The sequence below is a fragment of the Lysobacter stagni genome (assembly GCF_030053425.1).
Taxonomy (GTDB): domain Bacteria; phylum Pseudomonadota; class Gammaproteobacteria; order Xanthomonadales; family Xanthomonadaceae; genus Lysobacter_J; species Lysobacter_J stagni.
This window is the reverse complement of sequence record NZ_JASGBI010000001.1, coordinates 898864-925022: the sequence shown is the minus strand read 5'-3', so window position 1 is coordinate 925022 and position 26159 is coordinate 898864. Positions and strand designations below refer to the sequence as shown.

The 26159-nt window shown below is 67.9% G+C and carries 22 protein-coding genes; 10 read left to right on the top strand and 12 right to left on the bottom strand.

Annotated features, from left to right (window positions below; all coding sequences use genetic code 11):
- Positions 1–23: 23 nt before the first annotated feature.
- Positions 24–2510, bottom strand: a complete 2487-nt coding sequence (gene hrpB, locus QLQ15_RS04120; RefSeq protein ID WP_283211577.1) for an ATP-dependent helicase HrpB — start codon at positions 2508–2510, stop codon at positions 24–26.
- Positions 2511–2660: 150 nt separating this feature from the next.
- Between hrpB and QLQ15_RS04115 the strand changes: the two genes are divergently transcribed.
- Both QLQ15_RS04115 and QLQ15_RS04110 read left to right on the top strand, forming a co-directional pair.
- Entirely contained in the window at positions 2661–3461 is an 801-nt protein-coding gene (locus QLQ15_RS04115) for a TatD family hydrolase (RefSeq protein ID WP_283211576.1), read from the top strand.
- 120 nt (positions 3462–3581) lie between these two features.
- On the top strand, positions 3582–3956 hold the full coding sequence (locus tag QLQ15_RS04110; protein ID WP_283211575.1) for a winged helix-turn-helix domain-containing protein: 375 nt from the start codon (positions 3582–3584) through the stop codon (positions 3954–3956).
- 26 nt (positions 3957–3982) lie between these two features.
- Here the strand turns inward: QLQ15_RS04110 and panE are convergent, their stop codons facing one another.
- The 4 genes from panE to QLQ15_RS04090 all read right to left on the bottom strand — a co-directional run bounded on the left by panE (position 3983) and on the right by QLQ15_RS04090 (position 7444).
- Positions 3983–4924 (bottom strand): 2-dehydropantoate 2-reductase, encoded by a 942-nt coding sequence (gene panE / locus QLQ15_RS04105; protein ID WP_283211574.1) that lies wholly within the window; start codon positions 4922–4924, stop codon positions 3983–3985.
- Positions 4925–5132: 208 nt separating this feature from the next.
- On the bottom strand, positions 5133–5543 hold the full coding sequence (locus tag QLQ15_RS04100; RefSeq protein WP_283211573.1) for a hypothetical protein: 411 nt from the start codon (positions 5541–5543) through the stop codon (positions 5133–5135).
- A gap of 93 nt (positions 5544–5636) precedes the next feature.
- Entirely contained in the window at positions 5637–6440 is an 804-nt protein-coding gene (locus tag QLQ15_RS04095) for an ABC transporter permease (RefSeq protein ID WP_283213925.1), read from the bottom strand.
- An 8-nt stretch (positions 6441–6448) separates the two neighbouring features.
- Positions 6449–7444, bottom strand: a complete 996-nt coding sequence (locus QLQ15_RS04090; protein ID WP_283211572.1) for an ABC transporter ATP-binding protein — start codon at positions 7442–7444, stop codon at positions 6449–6451.
- 143 nt (positions 7445–7587) lie between these two features.
- Here QLQ15_RS04090 and QLQ15_RS04085 point away from each other — a divergent pair, with 143 nt between their 5' ends.
- The 5 genes from QLQ15_RS04085 to QLQ15_RS04065 all read left to right on the top strand — a co-directional run bounded on the left by QLQ15_RS04085 (position 7588) and on the right by QLQ15_RS04065 (position 12129).
- A complete protein-coding gene (locus QLQ15_RS04085; protein ID WP_432277838.1) occupies positions 7588–8313 on the top strand; it encodes an FAD-binding oxidoreductase in 726 nt (241 codons plus the stop codon).
- A gap of 26 nt (positions 8314–8339) precedes the next feature.
- Positions 8340–8525: a hypothetical protein gene (locus QLQ15_RS04080; RefSeq protein WP_283211570.1), complete on the top strand. Its 186-nt coding sequence runs from the start codon at positions 8340–8342 to the stop codon at positions 8523–8525.
- 88 nt (positions 8526–8613) lie between these two features.
- Complete coding sequence (locus QLQ15_RS04075; protein WP_283211569.1) at positions 8614–10137, top strand: alpha/beta hydrolase; 1524 nt, start codon at positions 8614–8616, stop codon at positions 10135–10137.
- A gap of 28 nt (positions 10138–10165) precedes the next feature.
- A complete protein-coding gene (locus tag QLQ15_RS04070) occupies positions 10166–10912 on the top strand; it encodes an ABC transporter ATP-binding protein (RefSeq protein ID WP_283211568.1) in 747 nt (248 codons plus the stop codon).
- Positions 10913–10941: 29 nt separating this feature from the next.
- On the top strand, positions 10942–12129 hold the full coding sequence (locus QLQ15_RS04065; protein ID WP_283213924.1) for an ABC transporter permease: 1188 nt from the start codon (positions 10942–10944) through the stop codon (positions 12127–12129).
- 452 nt (positions 12130–12581) lie between these two features.
- Here the strand turns inward: QLQ15_RS04065 and QLQ15_RS04060 are convergent, their stop codons facing one another.
- The 7 genes from QLQ15_RS04060 to rpmH all read right to left on the bottom strand — a co-directional run bounded on the left by QLQ15_RS04060 (position 12582) and on the right by rpmH (position 21531).
- Positions 12582–13619: an energy transducer TonB gene (locus tag QLQ15_RS04060; RefSeq protein ID WP_432277772.1), complete on the bottom strand. Its 1038-nt coding sequence runs from the start codon at positions 13617–13619 to the stop codon at positions 12582–12584.
- Between the two features lie 130 nt (positions 13620–13749).
- Positions 13750–14979, bottom strand: a complete 1230-nt coding sequence (ubiM, locus tag QLQ15_RS04055) for a 5-demethoxyubiquinol-8 5-hydroxylase UbiM (RefSeq protein WP_283211567.1) — start codon at positions 14977–14979, stop codon at positions 13750–13752.
- 90 nt (positions 14980–15069) lie between these two features.
- On the bottom strand, positions 15070–16413 hold the full coding sequence (gene mnmE, locus QLQ15_RS04050) for a tRNA uridine-5-carboxymethylaminomethyl(34) synthesis GTPase MnmE (protein ID WP_283213922.1): 1344 nt from the start codon (positions 16411–16413) through the stop codon (positions 15070–15072).
- 2 nt (positions 16414–16415) lie between these two features.
- Positions 16416–19067: a polysaccharide deacetylase family protein gene (locus QLQ15_RS04045; protein WP_283211566.1), complete on the bottom strand. Its 2652-nt coding sequence runs from the start codon at positions 19065–19067 to the stop codon at positions 16416–16418.
- Between the two features lie 127 nt (positions 19068–19194).
- The gene (yidC, locus tag QLQ15_RS04040) at positions 19195–20889 is read right to left on the bottom strand and encodes a membrane protein insertase YidC (protein ID WP_283211565.1); all 1695 of its coding nucleotides are present in this window, start codon (positions 20887–20889) and stop codon (positions 19195–19197) included.
- Between the two features lie 14 nt (positions 20890–20903).
- A complete protein-coding gene (gene rnpA / locus QLQ15_RS04035) occupies positions 20904–21335 on the bottom strand; it encodes a ribonuclease P protein component (RefSeq protein WP_283211564.1) in 432 nt (143 codons plus the stop codon).
- 55 nt (positions 21336–21390) lie between these two features.
- Complete coding sequence (gene rpmH / locus QLQ15_RS04030) at positions 21391–21531, bottom strand: 50S ribosomal protein L34 (protein ID WP_031374044.1); 141 nt, start codon at positions 21529–21531, stop codon at positions 21391–21393.
- 543 nt (positions 21532–22074) lie between these two features.
- On the opposite strand from rpmH, the gene dnaA reads away from it, so the two are divergent.
- From dnaA to recF, 3 genes are all read left to right on the top strand, one after another.
- Entirely contained in the window at positions 22075–23409 is a 1335-nt protein-coding gene (gene dnaA, locus QLQ15_RS04025; RefSeq protein WP_283211563.1) for a chromosomal replication initiator protein DnaA, read from the top strand.
- 337 nt (positions 23410–23746) lie between these two features.
- Positions 23747–24847 (top strand): DNA polymerase III subunit beta, encoded by a 1101-nt coding sequence (gene dnaN, locus QLQ15_RS04020; protein WP_283211562.1) that lies wholly within the window; start codon positions 23747–23749, stop codon positions 24845–24847.
- Between the two features lie 80 nt (positions 24848–24927).
- Positions 24928–26037 (top strand): DNA replication/repair protein RecF, encoded by a 1110-nt coding sequence (gene recF / locus QLQ15_RS04015; protein ID WP_283211561.1) that lies wholly within the window; start codon positions 24928–24930, stop codon positions 26035–26037.
- The last annotated feature ends 122 nt before the right edge of the window (positions 26038–26159 follow it).

Sequence of the window (26159 nt, the reverse complement as noted above, 5' to 3'; positions counted from 1 at the left end):
TCCTGAACCGGTGACGGTGTTGCTCAGGTCCCTCTCGGCTTCGCGCGATGCGTCGCCGTGGCGTTCCACGGATCGTCCGGCCAGGGGTGCTTCGGGTAGCGACCCTTCATTTCCTTCTTCACCTCCGGGTAGGTGCGGTCCCAGAAACCCTTGAGGTCCTGCGTGATCTGCAGCGGTTTGCCACCCGGGGAGAGCAGGTGCAGGGTCACGGGCACGCGGCCCTCGGCAATGCGCGGGGTGTCGGCCAGGCCGAACAGCTCCTGCAGCTTGACCGCCAGCACCGGCGGTACGGGCGCATCGGTCTCGTCGTCGTAGGCGTACTCGATGCGGCGTTCCATGCCCGACGGCACGAGGATGCGGGTAGGCGCCAGCGCATCGATCTTCTGGCGAGTCGACCAGTCCAGCGTGGATTTCAGCGCCTCACCCAGCTGCTGCTCATCCAGTGCGTCCAGTCGCGTCTTTCCGGTGAGCGCCGGCTTGAGCCAGTCGTCGAGCGTGGCGAGCAGCGCGGCCTCGGACAGGTCCGGCAGCGCATCCAGTTCCGGCAGCCACGCCCGCAATCCGCGTACGCGCGCGCGCCATTGCTGCAATGTTTCGGTCCATGGCAATGCACCCAGTCCCAGCTGGCGCACGGCGTCCACCAGGGCATCGGCGTAGCGCGTGGGATCGGGCCTGGCCAGCGGGCGGCTGTCGATGACGATGCGATCGAAGCGCGTTTCGCGCACCGCCGCGATGCCGCGCAGCTGCGTGTCCCACACCACGCGATCCTCGGTGACGAAACGCCGCGGGAAGTCGCGACGCAGGCGTTGTTCGTCCAGCGGTGCACCGCGCAGGACGCGCGCATCGCGCGGGTCGTCGCGCAGTTCACTGATGGTGATCCACGGCTCGCCATACAGCGTGCTGTCTTCGAACAGCTTCGCGCTGCGTCCGTTGCTGAGCTGGTAGCGGTAGGGATCGGTCGGATGCTGGCGGGCGATGCGGTCGGGGAACGCGTGCAGCAGTACGTCGCCGAGCAGATGCGCGGGTGCGTCAGTCGGCGGTGCAGCGTCCAGTCGCAGGCGTCGACGCCATTGCTTCGCAGCCTGGTCCACCGCTGCAAGCGCACTGCGCGAAGCGTCGGGCGCCACGCGGCCCTTGCGGAAGGCCGCCAGCGCCTGCCAGCGTTCGGCCGCCGAGTCGCTGCGCGAACGCAGCGGATCGCGCGCTTCCAGCAATGCGGCCAGATCGCACGCCAGCGCCTGCTCGTTGGCATCCGACGGAGCGAGCAGCATGGCGGCCAGGCGCGGATGCGTGCCCAGCGCGAGCATGCGACGGCCCATCGCCGTGATGCTGGCGCCATCGAGTGCGCCCAGTCGCTGCAGCAGCTCGCGCGCAGCCGCGAGCGCGCCCGATGGCGGCGCATCGACGAAGCGCAGGTTCGCATCGCCCCATGCGGCCAGTTCCAGCGCCAGGCCCGCCAGTTCGACCTGTGCGATTTCCGCCCGGCGCTGCGGTTCAAGTCGCTGCGACTCAGGCCACAGGCGGTACGTCCAGCCTTCCGCGACGCGCCCCGCGCGACCGGCACGCTGGTCGGCGGACGCCTGCGCGATGTTCACCACGTCCAGTCGTGCGAAGCCGCTGTTGGGGTCGTAGCGCGGTTCGCGCGCGAGGCCGGAATCGACGACCACGCGCACGCCGGGCAGCGTGACGCTGGACTCGGCGACGTTGGTGGCCAGCACCACGCGGCGACGTCCATCGGGATCGGGTTGCAGCACGCGGCTCTGCTGTTCGATGGGCAGTTCGCCATGGAGCGTGAGCACGTCCACGCCGGGGGGCTCGAGCAGCGACTGCACGCGCGCGATCTCACGCTGCCCGGGCAGAAACACCAGCACGTCGCCGGGATGCTGCGCGAGCGCGTGCTCGACCGCGCGCCGGGTCTGGTGCTCCATCGCCTCATCGCGGCGCGACGGGAAATGCGCCACGGACACGGGAAAGCTGCGCCCGGCGCTGCTCAGGCGTGGCGCGTCGAGGAACGCCGCCAGGCGCTCGCCGTCGAGCGTGGCCGACATCACGACGATGCGCAGGTCCTCGCGCAGCCCCGCCTGGACATCCAGTGCCAGCGCAAGGCCGAGGTCCGCGGCGAGGTGGCGTTCGTGAAATTCATCGAACAGCAGCGCACCGACGCCTTCCAGCATCGGATCGTCCTGCAGCATTCGGGTGAGGATGCCTTCGGTGACCACTTCGATCCGCGTCGCGGCGGACACCCGGTTCTCGAAGCGGATGCGATAACCGACCGTGTGGCCCACGTCCTCGCCGCGCTCGCGCGCCATGAAGTTCGCGGCGGCGCGCGCGGCGACGCGACGCGGCTCGAGCATCACGATCCTGCGGCCCGCCAGCCAGGGTTCGTCGAGCAGCGCCGGCGGCACCTGCGTGGTCTTGCCCGCGCCCGGTGGGGCTTCGAGCACGAGGCGCGGGTGCGTGGCCAGGCTCTCGCGGATGCGCGGGAGCAGGTCGTCGATGGGAAAGGGCACGGTGTAGGCGGCTGTGACGGGGACTGGGACTGATTGTCGCTGCGGTGCATTGTCCCGCCTTCCTGTGCGGCGCGCACTGTAGGGCAAGGTCCGGATGCCGCACGTTATGCTTCCGCACATCTCCAGACTTCAGCCGCAGCCCCCAGTCCCGTGCATCTGATCGACATCGGCGCCAACCTCACCCACGACTCCTTCGACCACGACCGTGATGCGGTGCTGGCGCGCGCCCGTGAGAACGGCGTGGTGCAGATGGTGATCACCGGTGCCAGCCGCGAGCATTCGCCGCTGGCGCTGAAGCTGGCCCGCCAGCACCCCGGCGAGCTGTTCGCCACCGCCGGCGTGCACCCGCACCACGCCACCGAGTACACCTCCGAGTGCGATGCGGAGATGCGCCAGCTGCATGCGCACAGCGAGGTGGTAGCCGTCGGCGAATGCGGACTGGATTACTTCCGCGATTTCTCGCCGCGGCCGGCGCAGCGGCGTGCCTTCGAACTGCAGCTGCAGATCGCCGTTGACACCGGCAAACCGCTGTTCCTGCACCAGCGCGATGCGCACGCCGACTTCATGGCGATGATGACCAACTTCGACGGCCGGCTGCGCGGTCCCGCCGTCGTGCACTGTTTCACCGGCACGCGCGAGGAGATGTTCGACTACCTCGACCGCGACTGGTACATCGGCATCACCGGCTGGCTGTGCGACGAGCGGCGCGGCCAGCACCTGCGCGAGCTGGTGAGGCACATCCCGGCCAACCGCCTGTTGATCGAGACCGACGCGCCCTACCTGCTGCCACGCACGATCAAACCGGCGCCCTCGCACCGGCGCAACGAGCCGATGTTCCTGGCGCATATCGTCGAGGAGCTGGCGCGTGACCGGCAGGAAGACGTGGCCGAGACCGCCCGCACCACGACGCAGAACGCGCGGACCTTCTTCCGCCTTCCCACGCCCCGCTGACGGCGTCCGGGGTTAGCCGGCTGCCTTGCCGGGACAGCGGATCGGCAGCGTCCACACGGCTTTCATCCGGGTCTTGGGACAACGCTAGGCCGTGTCCCTGCCCGCGCTGCGTATCCTCTGATGGGTGACTTCGTCGCGACTGGTATGAACTTCCCCGACCCGGCCGTACTTGCGTTCGACGACGTGGCGCTCGACCTGCCCGGTCGGCGCCTGCTTCGCGCGGGTCATGAGCAACCGTTGGGAACCCGGGCATTCGCCGTGCTGTGCCTGCTGGCGCGGGCACCGGGCCAGGTGTTCTCGCCGGATGAGATCCTCGACGCGGTATGGGGGCGAGCTGCGGTCGCTCCCGGCACCCTGCACCGGAACATCGCCCGATTGCGCCGGGCGCTGGGCGAGGACGTCCACCACCCGCGGTACCTGCACACGGTTCCCGGCTACGGCTATCGCTTCGATCGCCCGCCGTTGCACGACGCGGGGACGTCTCTCGCGTCGTAACGAAGCCCGCGCGCCTGCGCACCGGTTCAGCGCGGTTGGAGGCTCGCTTCGTAGGCCTGGAGGTGGCACCAGGCCGTGGCCAGACGCGGCGCCTCATGGCCGGCATCGCGTGCGCGGTGCAGCAGGTCGCCGACGATCTGCATCGCCTCCACGCGTTGCCCTGCTTCCAGGTCGCGCAGCATCGAGGCCTTCAGCGACGAACCCGCCTGCGTGAGCGTCCGCAGCGCGGTCTGCTGTGCCTGCGCGGCGATGGGCTGCCCGGCGGCATCGGCCACGGCGACGCATTCGTCGTACAGCGCGCGCATGAAGGCGTCCCCACCTTCGGTCGCAACGATGCCACCGACCGCGCTGCGCATCAGGCACGTCCCGGCGGCGAGCGTGGCGAGGAAGGTGAACTTGGTCCACTGCTCGCGGGCGATATCGAACGAACGCACATGGTCGATGCCGGCCTGCGCGCACAGGTGCGCGAGTGCGGCCGTGCGCTCGCTGTCGCGCTCGCCTTGCCGTTCGCCGAACGTGATGGAGGCGGGCTGGCCCAGGTGAAGGATCTCGCCTCGCTCGCCCTTCATCGCACTGATGAAGCACAGGCCGCCGACCACGTTCCGGGCACCGAACCTTTCGTCCAACGGTGCGTAGTGGCGCAGACCGTTGAGGATGGGCAGCACCCACGCCCCGCCCTGCATCGCAGGCGCAATGGCGTCCATCGCGCTATCGAGGTCGTAGGCCTTGCAGCTGAGCAGCACCATGTCGAAGGGCCGTTCGCGCACCAGCGCGGGCAATGCCTCGGCGGTAACGTGGGCGACATCCACATTGGCGTCGCCGAGCGGACTGCGGATGGCGAGGCCTTCGGCCTGCAGCTGCGACGCACGCGCGGGACGCACGAGGAAGGTGATGTCCGCTCCGGACTGCGCCAGGCGCCCGCCGAAGTATCCGCCGGTGCCGCCGGCGCCGAGTACAAGGATGCGCATGGTTGTCCGGCCTCCGATCGATGGTCCGCTGGTCTGCACGTGCTGCGTGCACGCTGGAATCATAGCCTCGGCGGCGGAGAGGACCCTTGCCCACTGTGGTGCGTGGCGGGCGCCACCACGCTGAAATGCGAATGGCCTGGCTTTGCCGCCAGGCCATTTCGATCCGCGGTTCACCGCGCGTGATTCAGACCGGCCGCGCGACCGGGCTTCAGTTGCCGGTGTCGACCCGGCGGACGCTGATGATCTGCCCTTCGTCGCGCAACCCCGCAAGCTCGGCACGCTTCACGGTGATGACGTCAGTGAGGTCCCATTGCTGGGAGGCCGGGCTCTTGCGCAGTTCCTTCAGGAGGCCGCGCTTGGTGTCCTGATACCACGCCGTGGTGACGACCTTGATTTCCTGCTCGCTAACGCCGGTCACCTTCAGCAGGCCGTAACCGTCTTCGACGGTGTTGCCCTCGTCATCCGCGACGGCACTGAACTGGGTGATCTCGGCGGCGTACAGGTCGCCGACTCTGGGATCTGCGAGCAGCTTCTTGTCTTGCCCGGAGCAACCGGCAAGGACGGTGACCGCAAGCAGGATCGACAGCAGAGCGATGCGTCTTGTTGACTTGAGGAACATGGCGGACTTTCGCTTGGGGACGTCCGTCCTTTCTAGTTCGTCCCGGAACCGCCCCTCCATGGGATCAATCCGAAACGCTCCATCCGCAGTCCGTCAGCTGCGCAGCCCCACACCGCGCTTGAGCAGCCACAGCCCCAGCGACGCCAGCACCGCGACGAAGGCCAGCATCAGGGAGTAGGACACCCACAGCGGTACATCCGACACGCCGAGCAGTCCGTAACGGAACGCGTTGACCATGTAGAAGATCGGGTTGGCGTGCGTCATCGCCTCGGCCCACGGCGGCAGCAGCTTCACCGAATAGAACACGCCGCCCAGGTAGGTCAGCGGCGTGAGGATGAAGGTCGGCACGATGGCGATGTCGTCGAACTTCTTCGCGTACACCGCGTTGACGAAGCCGGCCAGCGAGAAGATCGTCGCGCCCAGCAGCACCGTGGTGAAGGTGACCAGCGGGTGCGGCATGCTCACGCGGGTGAAGAACATCGAGATCACCAGCACGATCGCGCCAACCATCAACCCGCGCAGCACGGCGCCGGCGACGTAACCGGTGAGGATCACCCAGTTGGGCATCGGGCTGACCAGCAGTTCTTCCACGTGACGGCCGAACTTGGCGCCGAAGAACGAGGAGGAGATGTTGCCGTAGCTGTTCTGGATCACGCTCATCATCACCAGGCCGGGGACGATGAAATCCATGTACTTGATGCCGTCCATCATGCCCACGCGCGAGCCGATGAGGCCGCCGAAGATCAGGAAGTACAGCGTCATCGTGATCGCCGGCGGCACCAGGGTCTGGCCCCAGATGCGCAGGATGCGATTGACCTCGCGGCGCACCACGGTGCCCAGCGCGACGAGATTGCGTTGCATGTCGGTGGGTTCGGTCGTGGCGGTGGTGTCGTTCATGGTCTGGCTCATGCGACCTGCTCCGGCGGCGTCTGGGCGGTGCCGTCCTGTGCGTTCTCGCCCGTGAGCCGGAGGAACAGTTCTTCCAGGCGGTTGGACTTGGTGCGCATCGAACGCACGCGGATGCCCGCATCGCCCAGCGCGGCGAACACGCGGTTGAGGTCCATCGCGCGCGGCATCTCGATGTCGAGGGTGTGGTTGTCGGTGGCCACCAGCGTGGTGCCGTCGATGGCCGGCAGCGTGGCCGGCAGGTGTCCGTCGATATCCAACAGGAAACCTTCGACGTCGAGCTTGGCCAGCAATGCCTTCATCGGACCCTGCTCGACGATGCGGCCGCGGTCGATGATGGCCAGGTTGCGGCACAGGCTCTCCGCTTCCTCCAGGTAATGCGTGGTGAGGATGATCGTCGTGCCGGCGGCGTTGATCTCCTTCAGCGTCTTCCACATGCCGCGACGGATCTCGATATCCACGCCGGCGGTGGGCTCGTCGAGGATCAGCAGCCTGGGTTGCGTCATCATGGCGCGGGCGATCATCAACCGGCGTTTCATGCCGCCCGACAGCGTGCGGCTCATCACGTTCGCCTTCTCCCACAACTGCGCGCGCTTGAGTTCCACTTCGGCGCGGCGCAGCGCCTGCTCGCGCGGCACGCCATAGAAGCCGGCGTAGTTGACCAGGATGTCGACGGGCTTTTCGAACATGTTGAAGTTCAGTTCCTGCGGCACCAGGCCGATCAGGCGCATCGCCGAATCGCGATGCCGGGCCAGGTCCACGCCGAAGATCGAGACCGAGCCGGCGCTGAGGTTGACCAGCGAACTGACGATGCCGATGAGCGTGCTCTTGCCCGCGCCGTTGGGTCCGAGCAGGGCAAAGAAGTCGCCAGGTGCCACGTCCAGCGAGACGCCCTTGAGCGCCTCCACGCGGTTGTCGTAGGTCTTGCGCAGCTCGCGCACCGACAATGCGGGTGCGGACGGATCGGCGGGGGAATGCGGGGAAGCCGGGGTCATCGTGAAGGCCTGCGCCGCGAGCCGCGCGGCGATAGACGGTAGTATAGGCGGCCTCGTGGCGGCACTCCGGCCACACACTGTTGCGCTATCGACGGTATCCCGTGGCCATCCAGCACTTTCCGCTCAAGCTCGTCTCGCGTCGCATGCTGGCGCCTACCGTGGGCCACTACACGTTCGTGCGCGATGACGGCCAGCCGCTGGATTTCATCCCGGGCCAGTTCATCCAGGTGCATTTCCAGTACGCCGACGGCACCGCGACCAAGCGCAGCTATTCGCTCGCCACCATCCACGATCACGCGCTGGGCCCGGGCGAAGCGGTCGAGATCGCCGTGAGCTACGTGCCTGGCGGCGCCGCCACGGCGCTGTTCGAGGGGTTGGAAGGCGGCGGCCGGGTGGATGCGAGCGGCCCATTCGGGCGCTTCTGCCTGATGACGGGCGACACCAACGAACGCTATCTGCTGATCGGTACCGGCACGGGCGTGACTCCGTATCGCGCGATGTTGCCGCAACTGGAGGCGCTGATCCGCGAACGCGGCGTCCGCGCGGTCCTGCTCTTCGGCGCACGCACGCCCGATGAGCTGCTGTACGGCGATGAGTTCCGCGCGTTCGCGCAGCGCCACCCCGATCATTTCCGCTTCGTGCCCTGCTTCTCGCGCGAACTGCCGGCGGCCGACTCACCGCATGCGCATGCCGACGTGCGACGCGGCTACGTGCAGCAGTTCCTGTCCGAGTTCGCACCGAACGCCGGGGGCGACATCGCTTACCTGTGCGGCAATCCCAACATGGTCGATGCCTGCTTCGAGGCGCTGAAAGCAGACGGCTTGCCGGTGCCGCAGATCCGCCGCGAGAAGTACGTCAGCAGCAAGTGAGCGAGGGTCGCCCACGGCTTATGCCCATGGCGACCACCGGTTCCATCGTCGTCGGCAGGCCGTTGGCCCGTTCGTCCGCGGTCCTCATCGATGCGGCGGAAGTCATCGCCTTGGTGTTCCTCCTGCTGCCCGCGGCCTGGAGCAACACCTGGGTGCACAAGGCCGGCCACGCTCTGGCACGCCGTGCGTGCCACATGCAGCCGGCGGCCTGATCGCACCGCCGGTTCCCTCGACCCGCATTCAGCTTGTGCGCCCCTTCTGTCATGCTGAAGGTGCTTCGCCAAAAGACTTGAGGGAATCATGCGCGACACCCGTGGATGGATCGCCGCGCTCGCGGCGGTCTGCTGGCTGGCCGCCTGCCGTCCGGCCAACGACGCGACACAGGACGCGAAGGCGGCCGCGCAGCGGCACTTCGGTTCCATCGCCTTCGAGCCCTGCACGCTGTCGGGTGCGATGGCACAGGGGAGCATCGACGCGCAGTGCGCGCGTTTCGAAGTACCGGAGGATCCGGCCGCGCCGCACGGGCGGCGCATTGCGCTGAACATCGCGTGGCTGCCCGCGCGCGACCAGGCCGGCGGGACGCCCGACCCGGTGTTCTTCCTCGCCGGTGGACCGGGACAGGCCGCCACCGAATACGCGGCGCAGATCGACGCGGCACTGCGCGATGTGCGCAAGCAGCGCGACATCGTGCTGATCGACCAGCGTGGGACGGGCAAGCTCAGCCCGCTGCGTTGCCGTGATGCGAACGGTCGCGAACTCGAACTCACCACGGCCGCCGAAGCCGATGCCGGCGCGATCGCCGACTACGCCGCAGCGTGCGCGAAGGCACTGGACGGCAAGGCCGATCCGCGGCTGTACACGACCACGCAGGCCGTCGCGGACCTGGAAGCGGTGCGCGTCGCGCTGGGCGTGCCGCAGGTCAACCTGGTGGGCGTGTCGTACGGCACGCGCCTGGCGCAGCAGTTCGCGATGCGCCATCCCACGCGTACGCGCAGCCTGGTGCTGGACGGCGTGGCGCCCAACGATCTGGTGGTGGGCGGCGAGTTCGCACGCACGTTCGAGCGCGCGCTCGATCTCCAGGTCGCGCACTGCCAGAGCCAGCCGACCTGTCGCAAGCGTTTCCCCAAGGACCTGCACACGCAGTTGTTGGAAGTGAAGCAGCGGCTGCAGGCGGCGCCGGTCCAGGTGGACTACCGCGACCCGTCTTCCGGCGAGCGCAAGCGCGACACCCTCACCGCCGATACGGTGGTGGGCGTGACGCATCTGTTCTCGTACATGCCGCAGATGGCCTCGCTGCTGCCCGTGGTGATCGACGAAGCCGACCGCGGCGAGTACGCACCGCTGATGGCACTGGCCGAGATGATGACGCGCGACGTCGGCGGGCAGATGACACGTGCGATGCAGTGGTCGGTGATCTGCGCCGAAGACGCGGACCGCTTCCAAGCGAACCCGGACGATGCAAGCACCGTGCTCGGGCCGGACGTGGCGACTGCCTTCTTCGCCGCGTGCAGGACGTGGCCGACCGGCAAGCGCCCGGCGGACTTCGATCAGCCGTTGCGATCCAACGTGCCCGCGCTGCTGTTGTCGGGCGAGATCGATCCGGTCACGCCGCCGGCATTCGCCGAGCGCGTGCGCGCCGGCCTGCCCAATGCGCGCCACCTGGTGCTGCGCGGACAGGGCCACAACGTGGGCGGCGTGGGTTGCATGCCCAAGCTCGTCGGCCAGTTCATCGAATCGAAGGACGCGAAGAAGCTCGACGCGACCTGCCTCGATGCCATCGGCTACGTGCCGCCGTTCACCAGTTTCAACGGATGGGAACCGTGAGCCCCGCGCTCCGGCAGGGACCAACGCCATGATCATCGCCAACGATCTGCATAAGAGCTTCAAGACCAGGACCGGCGTGGTGCGCGCGGTGGAAGGCGTCGACTTCCAGGCGCAAGACGGCCAGATCACCGGCCTGCTCGGCCCCAACGGCGCGGGCAAGACCACCACGCTGCGCATGCTCTACACGCTGATGAAGCCCGACGCCGGGCAGATCAGCGTGGATGGCATCGATACCGCGGTCGATCCGTCATCGGTGCGACGTGCCCTGGGCGTGTTGCCCGACGCGCGCGGCGTGTACAAGCGCCTGACCGCGCGGGAGAACATCGCCTACTTCGGGCAGCTGCATGGAATGACGCCGGCTCAGATCGCGCAGCGCACGCAGGTGCTGGCCGATGCGCTGGCGATGCACGACATCCTGGACCGCCAGACCGAAGGCTTCTCGCAGGGACAGCGCACGAAGACGGCGATCGCGCGCGCACTGGTGCACGACCCGAAGAACGTGATCCTGGACGAGCCCACCAACGGGCTGGACGTGATGACCACGCGCGCGATGCGCGCGTTCCTGCAGCAGCTGCGTGCGGAGGGACGCTGCGTGATCTTCTCCAGCCACATCATGCAGGAGGTCGCGGCGCTGTGCGATCGCATCGTCATCATCGCGCGCGGGCAGGTGGTTGCCGCCGGCACGGCCGACGAGCTGCGTGAGCAGACCGGCGAAGCCAATCTGGAAGACGCGTTCGTCAAGGCCATCGGCTCCGAGGAGGGCCTGCACGCATGAGCGCGATCGGGACGAAACCTTCCGGCTCGATGGGCCTGGGTGCGCTGGCCACCATGTGGGCGGTGATGCGCAAGGAACTGCGCGACATCTCGCGCGACCGGCGCACGCTCGCACTGGCGTTGCTGCTGGGCCCGCTGTTGTATCCGCTGCTGATGATCGGCATGGGCGCACTCGGGGAGAACCGCGCCCGCACGCAGCTGGACAAGGTGCTGGAAGTGCCCACGGTCGGAATGCAGTACGCGCCGAACCTGGTGGCGTTCCTTGCCACGCAGGGCATCCGTGCCGTGGAAGCACCGAAGGACCTGGACGCGGCGATCCTGCGTCAGGACGTGGACGTGGCGCTGCGGATCGATCCTGCGTTCGGCGCGAACTGGCGCGCGGGCCAGCCGGCGCTGGTGGAGATCGTGCAGGACACGACGCGACGCGACAGCGAGATCCCGGCGGCGCGCGTACGAGCGGCATTGGGAGGATACGGCGATCAGGTAGGCGCGCTGCGCCTGCTGGCGCGCGGCATCGACCCGTCGGTCACGCGCGCGTTGAACGTGGGCAGCCGCGACCTGGCCACCGAGGAGGCCAAGCGCGGCGTCGTGCTGTCATTGATCATGCCGTACCTGCTGATCCTGATGTCGTTCGTCGGCGGTGCGTACCTGATCATGGATGCGACTGCCGGCGAGCGCGAGCGGCAGTCGCTGGAACCCTTGCTGGTGACGCCTGCTCGCCGCGGCGCGATCGTCAGCGGCAAGATCGCGGCGGCGTGTGCGCTGGGCCTGCTGTCGCTGGTGCTCACTCTGCTGGCGTTCAAGCTCAGTGCGCAGTTCAGTATCGGCGCGGCGAAGATGCTGGACGTCAGCTTCGCCTCCATGGGCCGCATGCTGCTGGTCCTGTTGCCCATGCTGTTCATCGGCACGACGCTGCTGACCTACCTGTCGGCGATGGCCAAGAGCATGAAGGAGGCACAGAGCCACATGACCTGGCTGCTGCTGCTGCCGATGATCCCGTCGTTCGCGTTGATGGTGAATCCGGTCAAGAACCAGGCGTGGCAGTTCGCCGTGCCGTTCCTCGCGCAGAACCAGATGCTGCTGAAGGTGATCCGGGGCGAAGTGATCGACCTGGAGGTCTGGGGCCTGTATCTGGCTGCCGGCTTCGGCGTGGCGGCGCTGCTGTGGTTCGCCGCGGTGCGCCGCTACCACCAGGAACGACTCGCAATTTCGGGGTGAGGCAGGCCGCTTGCGCGGCACTGCCGCGCGGCCTGCCGAACGCCCGGCCATGGATGGCCGGGCTGGGCGATCTGAAGCCCCATGCGTCGCGCCATGGATGGCAGGCGCCATGTCATTGAAGTCGTTGCACAGCGCCTGCCGCGTGGTCGGGTGAACGCCCGGCCATGGATTGCCGCGCGGCCTGTCCGAGCCGGTAGCGTGACGCCATGGACGGCAGCGGCCACACCGCGCAATCCACGATCCAGCGATCCGGCAAGGCAGCATCGCGAGTCTTCACGACGTCCGCTGCGCCGACCCTCACCCCAACCCCTCTCACCTCTGCACTCCCTCCGGTCGCCGGCGGGAGAGGGGCTCCAAAAAAAAAGCCCGGCAATGCCGGGCTTTTTCCTTTCCTTCTGTCGCCTTCGTCGCGGCGCCGGTTCCCCAACCGTCGCCGCAACGTCGCCGTTGCATCAGCTCTGCGGATTGAAGCCGATGGTGCGGCGGGTGGTCACCGGTGCGTCCAGCGGCTGGAAGCGCCACTTGCGCACGGCGTTCACGGCTTCGCGGTCGAAGATGCGCGCGGGATTCGAGCGCACCACGCGGGCCGCGGTCACCGAACCGTCGGTGCCGACGGTGAACTCGACCTGCACTTCGCCCGACGTACCGGCACGCAGCGCTTCCGGCGGGTAACGCGGCGGCGGCATCGACAGCGGACGCAGGTCGCTCGCATCGGCCGTTGCCGGCGTGGCGGCGGCCTGGCGGGCGGCGGCGGCGCGGGCTTCGGCTGCACGCTGATCGGCTGCGCGCTGTTCGGCCGCGGCAGCGGCACGGTCGGCGGCAGCCTTGTCGGCGTCCTTCTTGTCCGCAGCCTGTTGGGCGGCCAGCTGACGCGCAGCGTCTTCCTGCTGCTTCTTCTGGTCGTCCAGGCGCTTCTTCTCGAGCTCGACCTTGCGCTTGGCTTCGTCCTCGGCGGTCAGCTGCTGCTGGGCCGCACGCTTGGACGCGGCGTCCTGCTGGGCAGCGATGCTGGTCCGCAGGCGTGCCAGCGCAGGGTGCTGCGCGTCGGCCTTCTCCAGCAGCGCGGCCAGGCGCTGGGCTTCGGTGAAGTCCTCACGGTTGACGCTCTGTTCGATGGCGATGACCGTCATCGGCAGCAGGTCGGTGAGGGCACTAGACACCGCCGCATCGCCCGGCGCCTTGTCGCGCAGTGCGAGGTAGTACTCGACGGCGTTGTCCTCGGCCGGCGCGTACAGGCGGTTCTCGGCGTAGGCCTTGCGGGCGGCTTCGCGCAGCTGGTCCGCCGTCAGGGCCGATACCTTGGCCGATACGGCGGTTTCCGCGGTTACCGCGGGTGCGGCCGTGGTGGCGGCCGGTGCAGCCGCGCTGGTCGGCGCGGGTTCTTCCTTCTGGCAGGCAGCCAGTGCGCAGGCCATGGCCAGCGCGATGGACAGCTGCGAAACAACGGAAAGCCGACGCGAGCGCCGGGCTTGTGGATTTACGACGGTCATTGGCAAAGCTCCCCTGAAGTGCGCCGTCACGAGCACACAGGCATTAGATCGCGTGACCGGCCCATGTTTGTCAAGCGAACGGCGTCGTGAGCCTATCATCCGGAGGGCCGGTCCCGATGCCTTTCCCCGTTCAGGCAATCCGATCGGCTGCATTGGCCCGGCCGGCCCCCTCGTCCGCGAGCATCGCCGCCAGCGCCTTCTTGAAGGGCGCGAGGCGGTCGCTGGCCCACAACAGGCCGGCGCGCAGGCGCCGCGCCGGCCAGCGGTCATCAGTGAACAGACCGACGATGCCCCGCGTGGCCAGGTACAAGGGCAACGTGGCGCGGCGGTGGCCGCGTTCGAATCGGGCCAGTCGCGCGGGATCGCCGATGTCCGTTCCCGCCTCGGCGGCCTCGCGCAGTTCACCGGCCAGCCGCTCCACGCCGAGCAGACCGAGATTGAAGCCGTGCGCGGTGACCGGGTGCATGCCCACGGCGGCGTCGCCAATCAGTGCCAGGCGTGTCGCGACAAAGCGGTCCGCGTACGTGCCGACCAGCGGGTAGACGTGCCGCTCGCCGACGTCATCGATCCGGCCGAGCCGGCCGTGGAATCGCCGCGCGATGTCGCGCGCGAACGCCTCGTCGTCCAGTGCCTGCACTTCGCGCATCTGTGGTGCCGGCAAGGTCAGCACCACGGAGGCGCGATGGCCGCGCGGCGTCGCATTGCCCAGCGGCAGCAGTGCCAGCGTCTGCGCGTGATCGAACCACTCCCACGCGGTGTCGGCGTGCGGCACTTCCTGCGTCACGCGGCACACCAGCATCGAGCGACCGAAGTCGAACATCCGCGTGGCGATGCCGGCGGCACGGCGTGTTTCGGAGAAGCGGCTGTCCGCGGCGACCAGCAGGCGCGAGACGATGCGGCGACCGTCGTCGAGCGCGACCTCTGCCTTGCTGTCCGACCGCTCGACGCCGATGACCTTCACGCCTGCCAGCAGCGTGACGCCGTTGACTTCCATGGCCGCTTCGAACGCGACGCGACGGATCTCGTGGTTGGGCACGAGAAAGCCCAATGCCTCGCGGCCGGATTGCTCGTGACCGATGCGCATCGCGCGCGGCGAGTCGCCGTTGTACACGTGCGCATCGCGCAATGCGTGGACTTCGCCCTCGGGCAGCCGACGCCACAGGTCGAGGCGCTGCATGAAGGCACGCGAGCGGTGCGTCAACGCGATCTCGCGGCCGTCGAACGCCGGCGAGCGCAACGCGGCCTCGCCCTGGCGTTCCAGCAGGACCACGCGCAGGCCGGTGCCGGAAAGCGCACGCGCCAGGCAAAGCCCCGCGGGGCCGGCGCCGATGATGGTCACGTCGGTGTGGAGGGTATCCATGCAGCGTTCCTGCGAGCGGCCGGGACCGTACTTTCCCGCTCCACTGCCAGCGCGGCCTTGATCCGGATCAAGACCGCGACACGGGCGAGGTCACTTGCCGATGCAGAAGCTGGAGAAGATATGGCCGAGCAGGTCGTCGGCGTGGATGCGGCCGGTGATCTCGCCCAATGCATCGTGGGCCAGGCGCAGCGATTCGGCCGCCAGGTCGAGCGCTTCGGCATCCAGTTGCGCACGCGCCTGTGCCAGGTGTTCGCGTGCCTGTATGAGCGCGTCCACGTGGCGCGCGCGCGCGGTGAAGGCGCCCTCGCCCGCTGCATCCGCGTTGCCCTGTGCCAGTGCGCGCAGCCGCGCGTGCAGCGCGTCCAGTCCCGTGCCCGTGCGGGCCGACACGTACAGCGTGTCATCGGCCTGCGATGCGGGTGCGTCGAGCAGATCGCTCTTGTTGTGGATCCACAACCGCGCCGGTACGTCGGCGATGGCATCGGCCACGGACGCGCGGCCACCGTCGGGATCGCGCGCGTCGAGGACCACGATGGCCAGATCTGCGCGCGTGAGCTCGCCGCGCGCGCGACGCATCCCTTCCTGTTCGATCGCGTCGCCCCCTTCGCGCAGGCCGGCGGTGTCGACCAGCGTGAGTTCGACACCGTCGATGCGGATGGTCTCGTGCAGCAGATCGCGCGTGGTGCCGGCGATGTCGGTGACGATGGCGCGATCACTGCCGGCCAGGCGGTTGAGCAGCGAACTCTTCCCGGCATTCGGTGGCCCCACGATCACCGCGTGCAGACCGTCGCGAAGCCGGCGCCCGCGTTCGGCGGCGCGAAGCAGTTCGTCGAGCGCGGCGGCGGTTCCGTTCAGGCGCGCGCGCAACTGCGTGCCCCCGAGTGTGTCGATGGGCTCGTCGGCAAAGTCGATCGCGGCTTCGACATGCACGCGTATCGCGAGCAGTTCGTCGGCGAGTGCGTCGACGCGGCGCGAGAACTCGCCGTCGAGCGCGCGGCGGGCGGCGCGTGCCGCGCGTACGTCGGCGGCAGCGATGAGGTCGGCGACGGCTTCGGCCTGGGCCAGGTCGAGTCGGCCCTCGAGGAAAGCGCGTTCGCTGAACTCGCCGGGGCGCGCGCGACGCGCGCCCAGCGACACGCTGCGTGCAACCAGCTCCTGCAGGACGGCGGGGCTGCCGTGCGCCTGCAGTTCCACCACATCCTCGCCGGTGTAGCTGGCGGGCGCGGTGAAGAACAGCGCGATGCCATCGTCGACCGTTTCGCCCGAGGCGTCGGTGAAGCGCACGTAATGCGCCTGCCGCGGTGCGAGCGCGCGACCGCTGATGGCTTCGCCGATCTGCCGCGCACGCGGACCCGACAGGCGCACGATGCCGACACCGCCCGCACCCGGTGCGGTCGCAATGGCGGCGATGGTGTCGCGGTCGGGGCTGGGCAGGATCACAGGGTCCTCAGCTGCTCGCGGACGCTGTCGGCGGCGAGGCCGGCGGGCTGCAGTTCCAGGTACGTACGATACGCGTGCCCTGCCCGGTCCTTGTCGTGCAGCTCGCGGTACGCATCGCCCAGGTTGCGGTATGCGACCGCGCGCGAGGGATCGATCTTCAGCGTGTTCTCCAGCCAACGCGCGGCCTGCGCGTACTGGCCCTGGCGGTAATACAGGAAGCCCAGGTTGTTGGCGGCCAGCGCGAAGTCCGGGCGCAGCTTCAGCGCTTCGGTGAATGCCTGCTCGGCTTCGGCGTAGCGCTTCTCCTTGTACAGCTGCAGGCCGCGGTCGTTGGCGCGCTGCGCCACCTCGCGATCCGACAGGCGCCCGGTATGCGCGGGCACCACCAGTTGCTGCTCGCCACCCTGCAGGCTCTTCACCGTCACGGGCGCCGAACCGTCTTCCGGTTGCAGCTGCTCGACCTTCTGGTTCATCGCGATGGCGTCGCTGGAGAGCTGCTGCGTGCTGGCGGTGAGGAACTCCTCGCGCTGCGGGATCTGGAAGACGAACTCGCCCCCCTGCGAGCCCGGCAGCGAGCCGAAGGCCGGCGTCTGCTGCGAGATGCCCGACACCGCCGGCGCCACGTACGCGGCCAGTTCCGTGCCCGTGATGAGTCCATCGCCATTGAGGTCGCCGTTGCCGGACAGTGCCTGCAGCAGCACCCAGGTGAACACCGAATGTCCACCTGGGCCGCTGTCGGCGACCTGCTGGTCGGCGCCTCCGGCCGTTAGCATCTGCCGAGCCGTGCGTCGCGCGTTCTCGCGCAGGAACGCATTGGTTCCGGCGCCACGCGTCAGGCCCAGGCCGCTGTAGCAGGCGTCCATCACGAACAGTACGTGCTTGGCGGACAGGCTTTCGGCGATGTTCTGGATGTCGCTCATCGCGATCGCATCGCTGGCGAAGCGCTGCGGGTCGGAATCGACCGGGATCAGATACCCCAGCTCGCGGCCGGAGGCCAGCCGCTGCGTCGCGCCGTGGCCGGCGAAGAACACGAAGACGCGATCGTTGCGGCCCAGTTCGCCATGGCCGAGCCGGTCGTGGAAGGCGGCGAGGATGTTGTTGCGCGTGGCCTCGCCATTCTTCAGCACGATCACCTGCGACGACGGAAAGTCGAACTGCGTGGTGAGCGTGTCGGCAATGGCCTGCGCGTCGTTGGCGGCGTAGCCCAGTCGCGGCCAGTGGGCGTACTCGTCGATGCCGATGACCAGGGCCCAGGAGCGGTCGTATCCGGTGGTGACGGTCTGCTGCGGTGCGGTCTCGCGCGCGACGCTGAAGTCGCGGCCATTCCATGCCGCGAACCGGTAGCCTTCGGCGACCAGGCGGTCGAGGATCTGCGGCAGCGCCTTGACGGTGCGCTCGTGGATGTCATGGAACAACACGATGCCGCGCTGCTGCGCGCGCACCTGGTCGAGCACGCGCTGCGTGATCGAATCCGGCACCGGGTCGGCCCAGTCCAGCGAGTCGATGTTCCACATCACCGACTTCAGCTTCGCTTCGCCCAGCACCTGCAGGCCTTCGGCATTGCGCGCACCGTAGGGGAAGCGGAACAGCGGCGCGCGCTTTTCGTCGATGCCGCGCAGCAGGACGTCGGTGTCGAGGATCTGGCTGCGCAACGAGGCACCGGTCTCGCGCGAGAGTTGCGCGTGGGTGAGGCTGTGGTTGCCGACGGTGTAGCCCTGTTCGATCAATCCGCGACTGATGGACGCCATCGGGCCCAGCGTGGGCTTGCCATCGGCCCCGAGCCGGCCAAGGTTACGGCCGACCTCGAAGAACGTCGCCGGCGCGCCATAGCGCTTGAGGATCGCGGTGATCTCTTCGGTGTAGGCATGGTGCGGGCCGTCGTCGAAGGTCAGCACCACCGTCTTGGCGGGAAGGTCGCGACCGAAGATCTCGCGGTCGCTGTCCTTGAGCGACATCGGATAGGGCTCGATGACGCCGTGCTCGCGCAGCAGGGCATCGCGATCGTATTGCTTGCGAAGGTGCGCGACGTAGTCGTTCCACTTCTCGCGCTTGAGCTCGATGGCGCGCGTGCCGAAGCGGCCGAACACGTTCGAGATCTCGGCGCTGTAGTTGCGCTCGATCTCGGCCAGTGCGTCCAGGTCCTGGGCGATGCGCTGGCGCAGCTTGATGGCCGGCAAGGACGACTCCGCGCCGAGCCGGTCGTGCAGATCGCGCAGGACTTCGACGAATGCCAGGCGATCGGCGTCGAAGAGGTCCGGCGCGGATTCGATGTAGTCCAGCTCGCCTGCGATCGCGTCGAAGCGTGTGGTCTGGGATCGCGCGAGCAGGCGTGCGAACTGCGCGTCGATCGAGGTACGGCGTTCGAGGTTCTCGTGGAAGAGCTCCTGTCCGATGGCCGTTGCACTCTGACGTGTGGCGGGTGCGAGTTTGTCCTCGTCGGCCAGCAGCACGATGATGCGACGGTGATTGGCCAGCTGTGCGAGCAGGGCCTCGTGCAACGCAGTGCTTTCCGGCGATGCCTGCGTCGGCGCGGCGGGCAAGGGGCTCGTGTTCGTCGCCGCATCCGGGCCGGTGCCTTCGCCGCGGCAACCGGCGATCAGCAGACAGAGCGTCAGGGCGGAGAGTCGGCGGCGGATCGGCGATGACATGGCGGGCGGCGGCGTGGAGTGGCGCGATGTTACTCCGGCGGAGCGATGCCACGGTGCGGTTCGAGCGGCCCCGCCCACAACGAAGAAGCCCGCCTTGCGGCGGGCTTCGGTCTCGGTACGAGCGGGCTCAGGTCTTGGCCGGCGCGTCGCTGTACTTCTTGATCATCCACCACTGCTGGAGCAGACCCAGCGCGCCGTTGGTGACCCAATACAGCACCAGGCCGGCCGGGAAGAAGGCAAACATCACGCCGAACACCAGCGGCATGAACTGCATCATCTTCGCCTGCATCGGGTCCATGCCCGTGGTCGGGTTGAGCTTCTGCGTGAACCACATCACCGCGACGTTGATGATGGGCAGCACGAAGTACGGGTCACGCGAGGTCAGGTCGGTGATCCAGCCGATCCACGGGGCGTGGCGCAGCTCGACCGACTCCGACAGCATCCAGTACAGCGCCAGGAACACCGGCATCTGCAGCAGGATCGGCAGGCAGCCGCCGACCGGGTTGATCTTCTCCTTCTTGTACAGCTCCATCATCGCCATCTGGAACTTCTGCTTGTCGTCCCCGTAGCGCTCCTTGAGCTGGGCGATGCGCGGCTGGAACTTGCGCATCTTCGCCATCGACTTGTACTGCGCGGCCGACAGCGGGTACATCGCCAGCTTGATCAGGAACACCAGGCCGACGATGGCCCAGCCCCAGTTGCCGACCAGGCCGTAGATCTTCTCGAGCACCCAGAACAGCCAGCCGGCAATGGCGGCCATGATGCTGAAGCGGCTGAAGTCGATGGCGCGGTCTAGGCCGGGAACGTTCTGCGCTTCGATCGCCTTGACGAGCTTCGGGCCGATCCACAGACGGGCTTCGGTCTTGGCGGTCGCGCCCGGCGCCACGGTGACGCCCGGGCCGACTTCGCGGATCACGTAGTTGGTGCCGCCGGGGCCCTGCACCGTCGCCAGCGAGAACGTTCCGGCGTCGTTGCTGCCCGGGATCCACGCGGCAAAGAAGTGGTGCTGGAGCATGCCGATCCAGCCGCCGGTAACGGGCTTGTCCAGCGAGCCGTCGTCGAAGTCGTCGTACTTGCGGCGATCGTACTTGTCGGCGCTGTCGTACCACGCGGCGCCCTGGAAGCTGTACTGCTCGGCGTTCATCGGGCCCTTCTTCACCAGCGCGCGCGGCACGCGGCTGAGCTGGCGATAGACGCTGCCCTGCCACGGCTGGGCACCGGCGTTGATCACCTCATCGCGCACGGTGACCACGTAGTTGCTGCGGCCGAAGGTGTAGGTGCGGCGGATGGTCACGCCATCCGGACCGGTCCACACGAAGGGAACGTCGACGGAGGAGGCGCCTTCGGCGAGAGCGAACTCCTGCTTGCCACCTTCCGGCACGAAGCCCGCCAGGTGCGTGGGCGTCGCACCCTTGTTGCTGACCCAGCCGCTCTGCGCCACGAAGTAGTGGGCGGCGTCCTGCGCGAACAGGCGGACCGGTTCGCTATGGGCATCGGAAGTGGTCGGGTACTTGAGCAGGTCGGCCTGGCGCATCTCGCCGCCGTCGAGCACGACCTTGAGCACGTCGGAGGTGACGGTGACCGAGGGCGCCGAGGTGGTGGCCTGGGCCGTCGGCGTCGGAGCCGTCGCCGCGATGTTCGGTGCGGAGGGAACCGCGCCGGGGACGGCGGCGGCACTCGGCACGCCGGCTTCGCCCTGCGAAGCAGTCACCGGAGCCGGTGCGGGAGCGGCCGGCGCGGCCTTCTCCTTGCCCCACTCCATCCACAGCAGGGTCGCCACCATCAGCCAGGCGAAGATCAGGAAAACACGGGTCTGGTTCATGGGCGACAGGCAGCTCAACCGCGACCGGAGTCGGGTATGGGGACGGAAGGGGAAGCGGCCGGCATTGTGCCGGGCGCGGATGTGAGGGGCAAACCGGACGTGCCCAGTGCCCCGCAGCGCTGCAACAGACCACGCAGTGCGGCCGCCAGTTCCGCGGCATCGGCGCGAGCGGCAGGCGGACGGGCGACCACGACGTAGTCGCCCGCGGCGAGTTCATCGCGCAGGCGGCGGAAGGTATCGCGAAGGACGCGCTTGATGCGGTTGCGACCGACGGCGCGCGGATCGACCTTGCGTGAAACGGCCAGACCCAGGCGCGGGGCGTCCTGGCTGCTTTGCCAATGCAAAGCCAGCACGGGCAGCGCAACGCGCCGCCCGTGCTGGAAGATTCGGTCGAAATCGGACTTCGCGCGAACCCGCGCGTTGCGCGGGAAGCGGGCCGACGTCATGACGGACTACCGGCGCAGGCCGGTCGGCTGCCGCACGAGGCGGCAGCGGCGCCGTTTAGGCGCAGAGACGCTTGCGGCCCTTGGCACGACGACGGGCAAGGATCTTGCGGCCATCGGCGGTCGCCATGCGCGCACGGAAGCCGTGGTCGCGCTTGCGCTTGAGGTTGCTGGGCTGGTAGGTGCGCTTGGTGGCCATGATGCGGCTCTGCGTAAACGACGGAAAAGACTGGGGATTCTAGCGGAGCTTTGCGGGGTAGGTCAACCCGGGGCTGGACGGAGGTCCAGCGCGGTCAATCGGTGCCCTGCAATGCGGCCGCGCATCATACCTGCCAGCGTCGCCGCGTTCTTCGTGGCGACCCGTGTCTGGGCTCGAACGCGCCCATGGGTGATCGCTCGAGGTAGGACGCGATGGAGAGGAGTGCTTCCGTCCACGGGTGGGAGGCGATCCGTTCGCGGCACAGATGGTGTCCCACGAATGGGTCCGAAGACAGGCACATGGAGCCCACCGTTCGAGCCGCGACCGCTCGAGGCTTGTCCCGGGGAATGCCGTCAGCCTGTGGACTACCCTGTTCGCGGCCCTGTGGACAAGTCCTGTTCCGCGCCCGATGGCGGTGATAGTCTGGCCACCACCCCCCAGCCCGTTCGCCGCGATGTGTGCATCGCGCGGCGGGACGCTTTTCGCCACTGTTTTGCCGGTGCGTCCGCGCGCCCGCTGCCGAGAAAGAAGATTCCCTACCCGATGGATGCCTGGCCCCGCTGCCTCGAACGCCTTGAAGCCGAACTGCCGGCCGAGGATGTCCACACCTGGCTCAAGCCTCTGCAGGCGACGCAGCGCGACGACGTGACCGTGCTCTACGCACCCAATGCGTTCGTGGTGGAGCACGTGCGCGAGCGCTACCTGGCCCGCATCCGCGAGCTCCTCGCGCACTTCGCCGGCAATGGCGAAGTCAGCCTGGAGATCGGATCGCTGCCGCGCGCCGTTGCGCCGGCGCGGAACCCGGAATTCACCTCGCCCGTGCCGATGCGGGCAACGGCGCCGTCGGAACCGTTCAATGGACACCTGGACGGTCACTACACCTTCGAGAATTTCGTCGAAGGCCGCAGCAACCAGCTCGGCCGCGCCGCTGCGTGGCAGGCCGCGCTGAAGCCGGGCGACCGTGCGCATAACCCACTGTTGCTGTACGGCGGCACCGGCCTGGGCAAGACCCACCTGATGTTCGCCGCCGGCAACGCCATGCGCGATGCGAACCCGAACATGCGCGTGCTGTACCTGCGCAGCGAGCAGTTCTTCAGCGCGATGATGAAGGCGCTGCAGGACAAGACCATGGATGCCTTCAAGCGCCAGTTCCAGCAGGTCGATGCGCTGCTGATCGACGACATCCAGTTCTTCGCCGGCAAGGACCGCACGCAGGAAGAGTTCTTCCACACGTTCAATGCGCTGTTCGACGGCAAGCAGCAGATCATCCTCACCTGCGACCGCTATCCGCGCGAGGTCGAGGGCCTGGAGCCGCGCCTGAAGTCGCGCCTGGCCTGGGGCCTGAGCGTGGCGATCGAGCCGCCGGATTTCGAGACGCGCGCGCAGATCGTGCTGTCCAAGGCGCGCGAGCGCGGCGCGAACATTCCAGAGGAAGTCGCGTTCCTGCTCGCCAAGAAGATGCGCAGCAACGTGCGCGACCTGGAAGGTGCGCTCAACACGCTCGCCGCGCGCGCCAACTTCACCGGCCGCGCGATCACGGTCGAGTTCGCCCAGGAAACCCTGCGCGACCTGTTGCGCGCGCAGCAGCAGGCGATCGGTATCCCGAACATCCAGAAGGTCGTGGCCGACTACTACGGTCTGCAGATCAAGGACCTGCTGTCCAAGCGCCGGACGCGTTCGCTGGCCCGGCCGCGGCAGATGGCCATGGCGCTGGCCAAGGAACTGACCGAACACAGCCTGCCGGAGATCGGTGACGCCTTCGCCGGCCGCGACCACACCACCGTGCTGCACGCCTGCCGCCAGATCCGCACGCTGATGGAGACGGACGGCAAGCTGCGCGAGGACTGGGACAAGCTGATCCGCAAGCTCAGCGAGTGACGTTGAGGGCGGGCGATCCGCAAGCCCGACAGGTGATCCACGCAACGCCGGAACGCACATCGCCGGTGCCGCGATACATACTTATCCTCAGCGTCATCGGGCAAGCCGTGTATGGTGCGGGCACAAGCTGTGGATAGATTGGCCATGCCGCCGGTGCGGTAGAGTTGTCCACAGTTTGTCCGCTGGTTGCCCGGGCAGTTCTACCGAAGTTTCAAAGGCAATAAAAATCTTCGGAATCAAAAGCTTGAGATGGTTTTCCCCGGTTTTCGGCGACACCATCACCACCATGCTTTTGATTTATTCCACATCTTAGTAATGGCAAGGGGACGGGGTCCGCATGCGTTTCAGCCTTCAACGCGAAGTCTTTCTCAAGCCGCTCGCGCAGGTCGTCAATGTCGTCGAGCGCCGCCAGACCCTGCCGGTACTGGCCAACCTTCTGGTCCAGGTGAAGGACGGACAGCTGTCGCTGACCGGCACCGACCTGGAAGTGGAGATGGTCTCGCGCGTATTCGTCGATGACGCGCAGGACGGAGAAACCACCATCCCCGCGCGCAAGCTGTTCGAGATCATTCGCGCCCTGCCGGACGGCAGCAAAGTGACGGTGTCGCAGGCGGCGGAGAAGATCACGGTGCAGGCCGGACGCTCGCGCTTCACCCTGGCCACCCTTTCCGCCAACGACTTCCCCTCGATCGACGAAGTCGAAGCGACCGAACGCGTGCGTGTGCCGGAGGCTGCCTTGAAGGAGCTGATCGAGCGCACCGCGTTCGCAATGGCGCAGCAGGACGTGCGCTACTACCTCAACGGCCTGCTGTTCGATCTGCGCGAGTCCAGCCTGCGCTGTGTGGCCACTGACGGTCACCGTCTGGCGCTGTGCGAAGCGCCGCTCGAGACCGGTGCGGCGACCAAGCGCCAGATCATCGTGCCACGCAAGGGTGTGCAGGAGCTGCAGCGCCTGCTCGAAGGCGGCGAGCGCGAGCTGGAACTGGAGATGGGTCGTGGCCACCTGCGTGTGAAGCGCGACGACGTGACCTTTACCAGCAAGCTGATCGATGGCCGTTTCCCTGACTATGAAGCAGTGATTCCGATTGGCGCGGACCGTGAGGTTCGTATCGACCGCGAAGTCCTGCGTGCTTCGCTGCAGCGCGCGGCCATCCTGTCGAACGAGAAGTACCGGGGCGTGCGCCTGGAGGTTTCGCCGGGCCAGGTGAAGATCAGTGCCCATAACCCGGAGCAGGAAGAAGCGCAGGAAGAGGTCGAAGCCGACACCCGCGTGGACGACCTCGCCGTGGGCTTCAACGTGAACTACCTGCTCGATGCCCTCACCGCCCTGCGCGACGAACACGTGGTGATCATGCTGCGCGACGCCAATTCGTCGGCACTGGTGCGGGAAGCGGCGAACGATCGCTGCCGCCATGTGGTCATGCCGTTGCGCCTCTGACTCGCCACGTTCCACGTGGAACATAGAACGCCCGGCTTAGGCCGGGCGTTTTCGTTGGGACTGCCGGTAAACTGCGTCCGATGCACGTCACCCGACTTGAACTGCGCCGCCTGCGCCGGTTCGACGAACTCCGACTCGATCCCGCCCCCGGCCTGAACCTGATCACGGGCGATAACGGTGCGGGCAAGACGTCCGTGCTCGAGGCCCTGCACCTCATGGCGTACGGCCGGAGTTTTCGGGGTCGCGTGCGCGATGGCCTGATCCAGGCGGGGCAACCGGCCCTTGAGGTCTTCGTGGAGTGGCAGGAACGCGCCCGCGGCGACACTTCACTACGGGGCCGCCGCGCGGGCTTGCGCCACACCGGCCAGGACTGGGTGGGGCGGCTGGACGGGAATCCGGTTCCGCAACTTGGGGATCTGTGCGCGGCGCTGGCTGTGGTGACCTTCGAACCCGGCACGCACGCGCTGATCACCGGAGGTGGGGATTCGCGCCGTAGATACCTGGACTGGGGGTTGTTCCACGTGGAACAGGACTTCCTGCCGATCTGGCGCCGATATGCGCGGGCGCTCAAGCAACGCAATGCCTTGCTGAAGGCTCGGGCCAGAGATGCCCAGCTGGACGCCTGGGACCGGGAGCTGGCCGAGGCTGGCGAGCCTCTCGACCGTTACCGTGAACGCTATCTGGAGCAGCTACAGCCGCGCTTCTCCGGTCTGCTCTCGGATCTGGCGCCCGGCCTGGGAGACAGTCGCATGGAGTATCAGTCTGGGTGGCGCCGGGATGAAATGCCGCTGGCCGACGCCCTCCTGGTGGCGCGCGAGCGTGATCTGTCGGCCGGATACAGCACGGTGGGGCCACACCGGGCGGACTGGCGCATTGTGTTCGGCGCCATTCCGGGGCGCGAGGCGCTCTCGCGTGGTCAGGCCAAGCTCACCGCCCTCGCGGCACTGTTCGCTCAGGCTGAGCATCACGAAGCCGTGCACGGCGAGTGGCCGGTGGTTTGCCTGGATGACCTCGCTTCCGAACTGGATCGCCACCATCAGGCGCGTGTTCTGGAGCGTCTGGAGGCGTGCGGTGCGCAGGTGTTCATTACGGGCACGGAGCGACCGCCCGGGCTCACGCCAGCTGCCGCAATCAACAGGTTCCACGTGGAACATGGTGTGTTGGGTCAGCCGCCCGACCACACCGCCTAGCGCTCGTCCGACCGCGAGTCAACCAGCCGTTGGGGAGCGGCTGCTATACTCTCAGCTCATATAGCTAATGTGTCTCGACGCGCCCGGCCCCGCCGTGAACCGTGTCGACGGAGCCTGTTGCC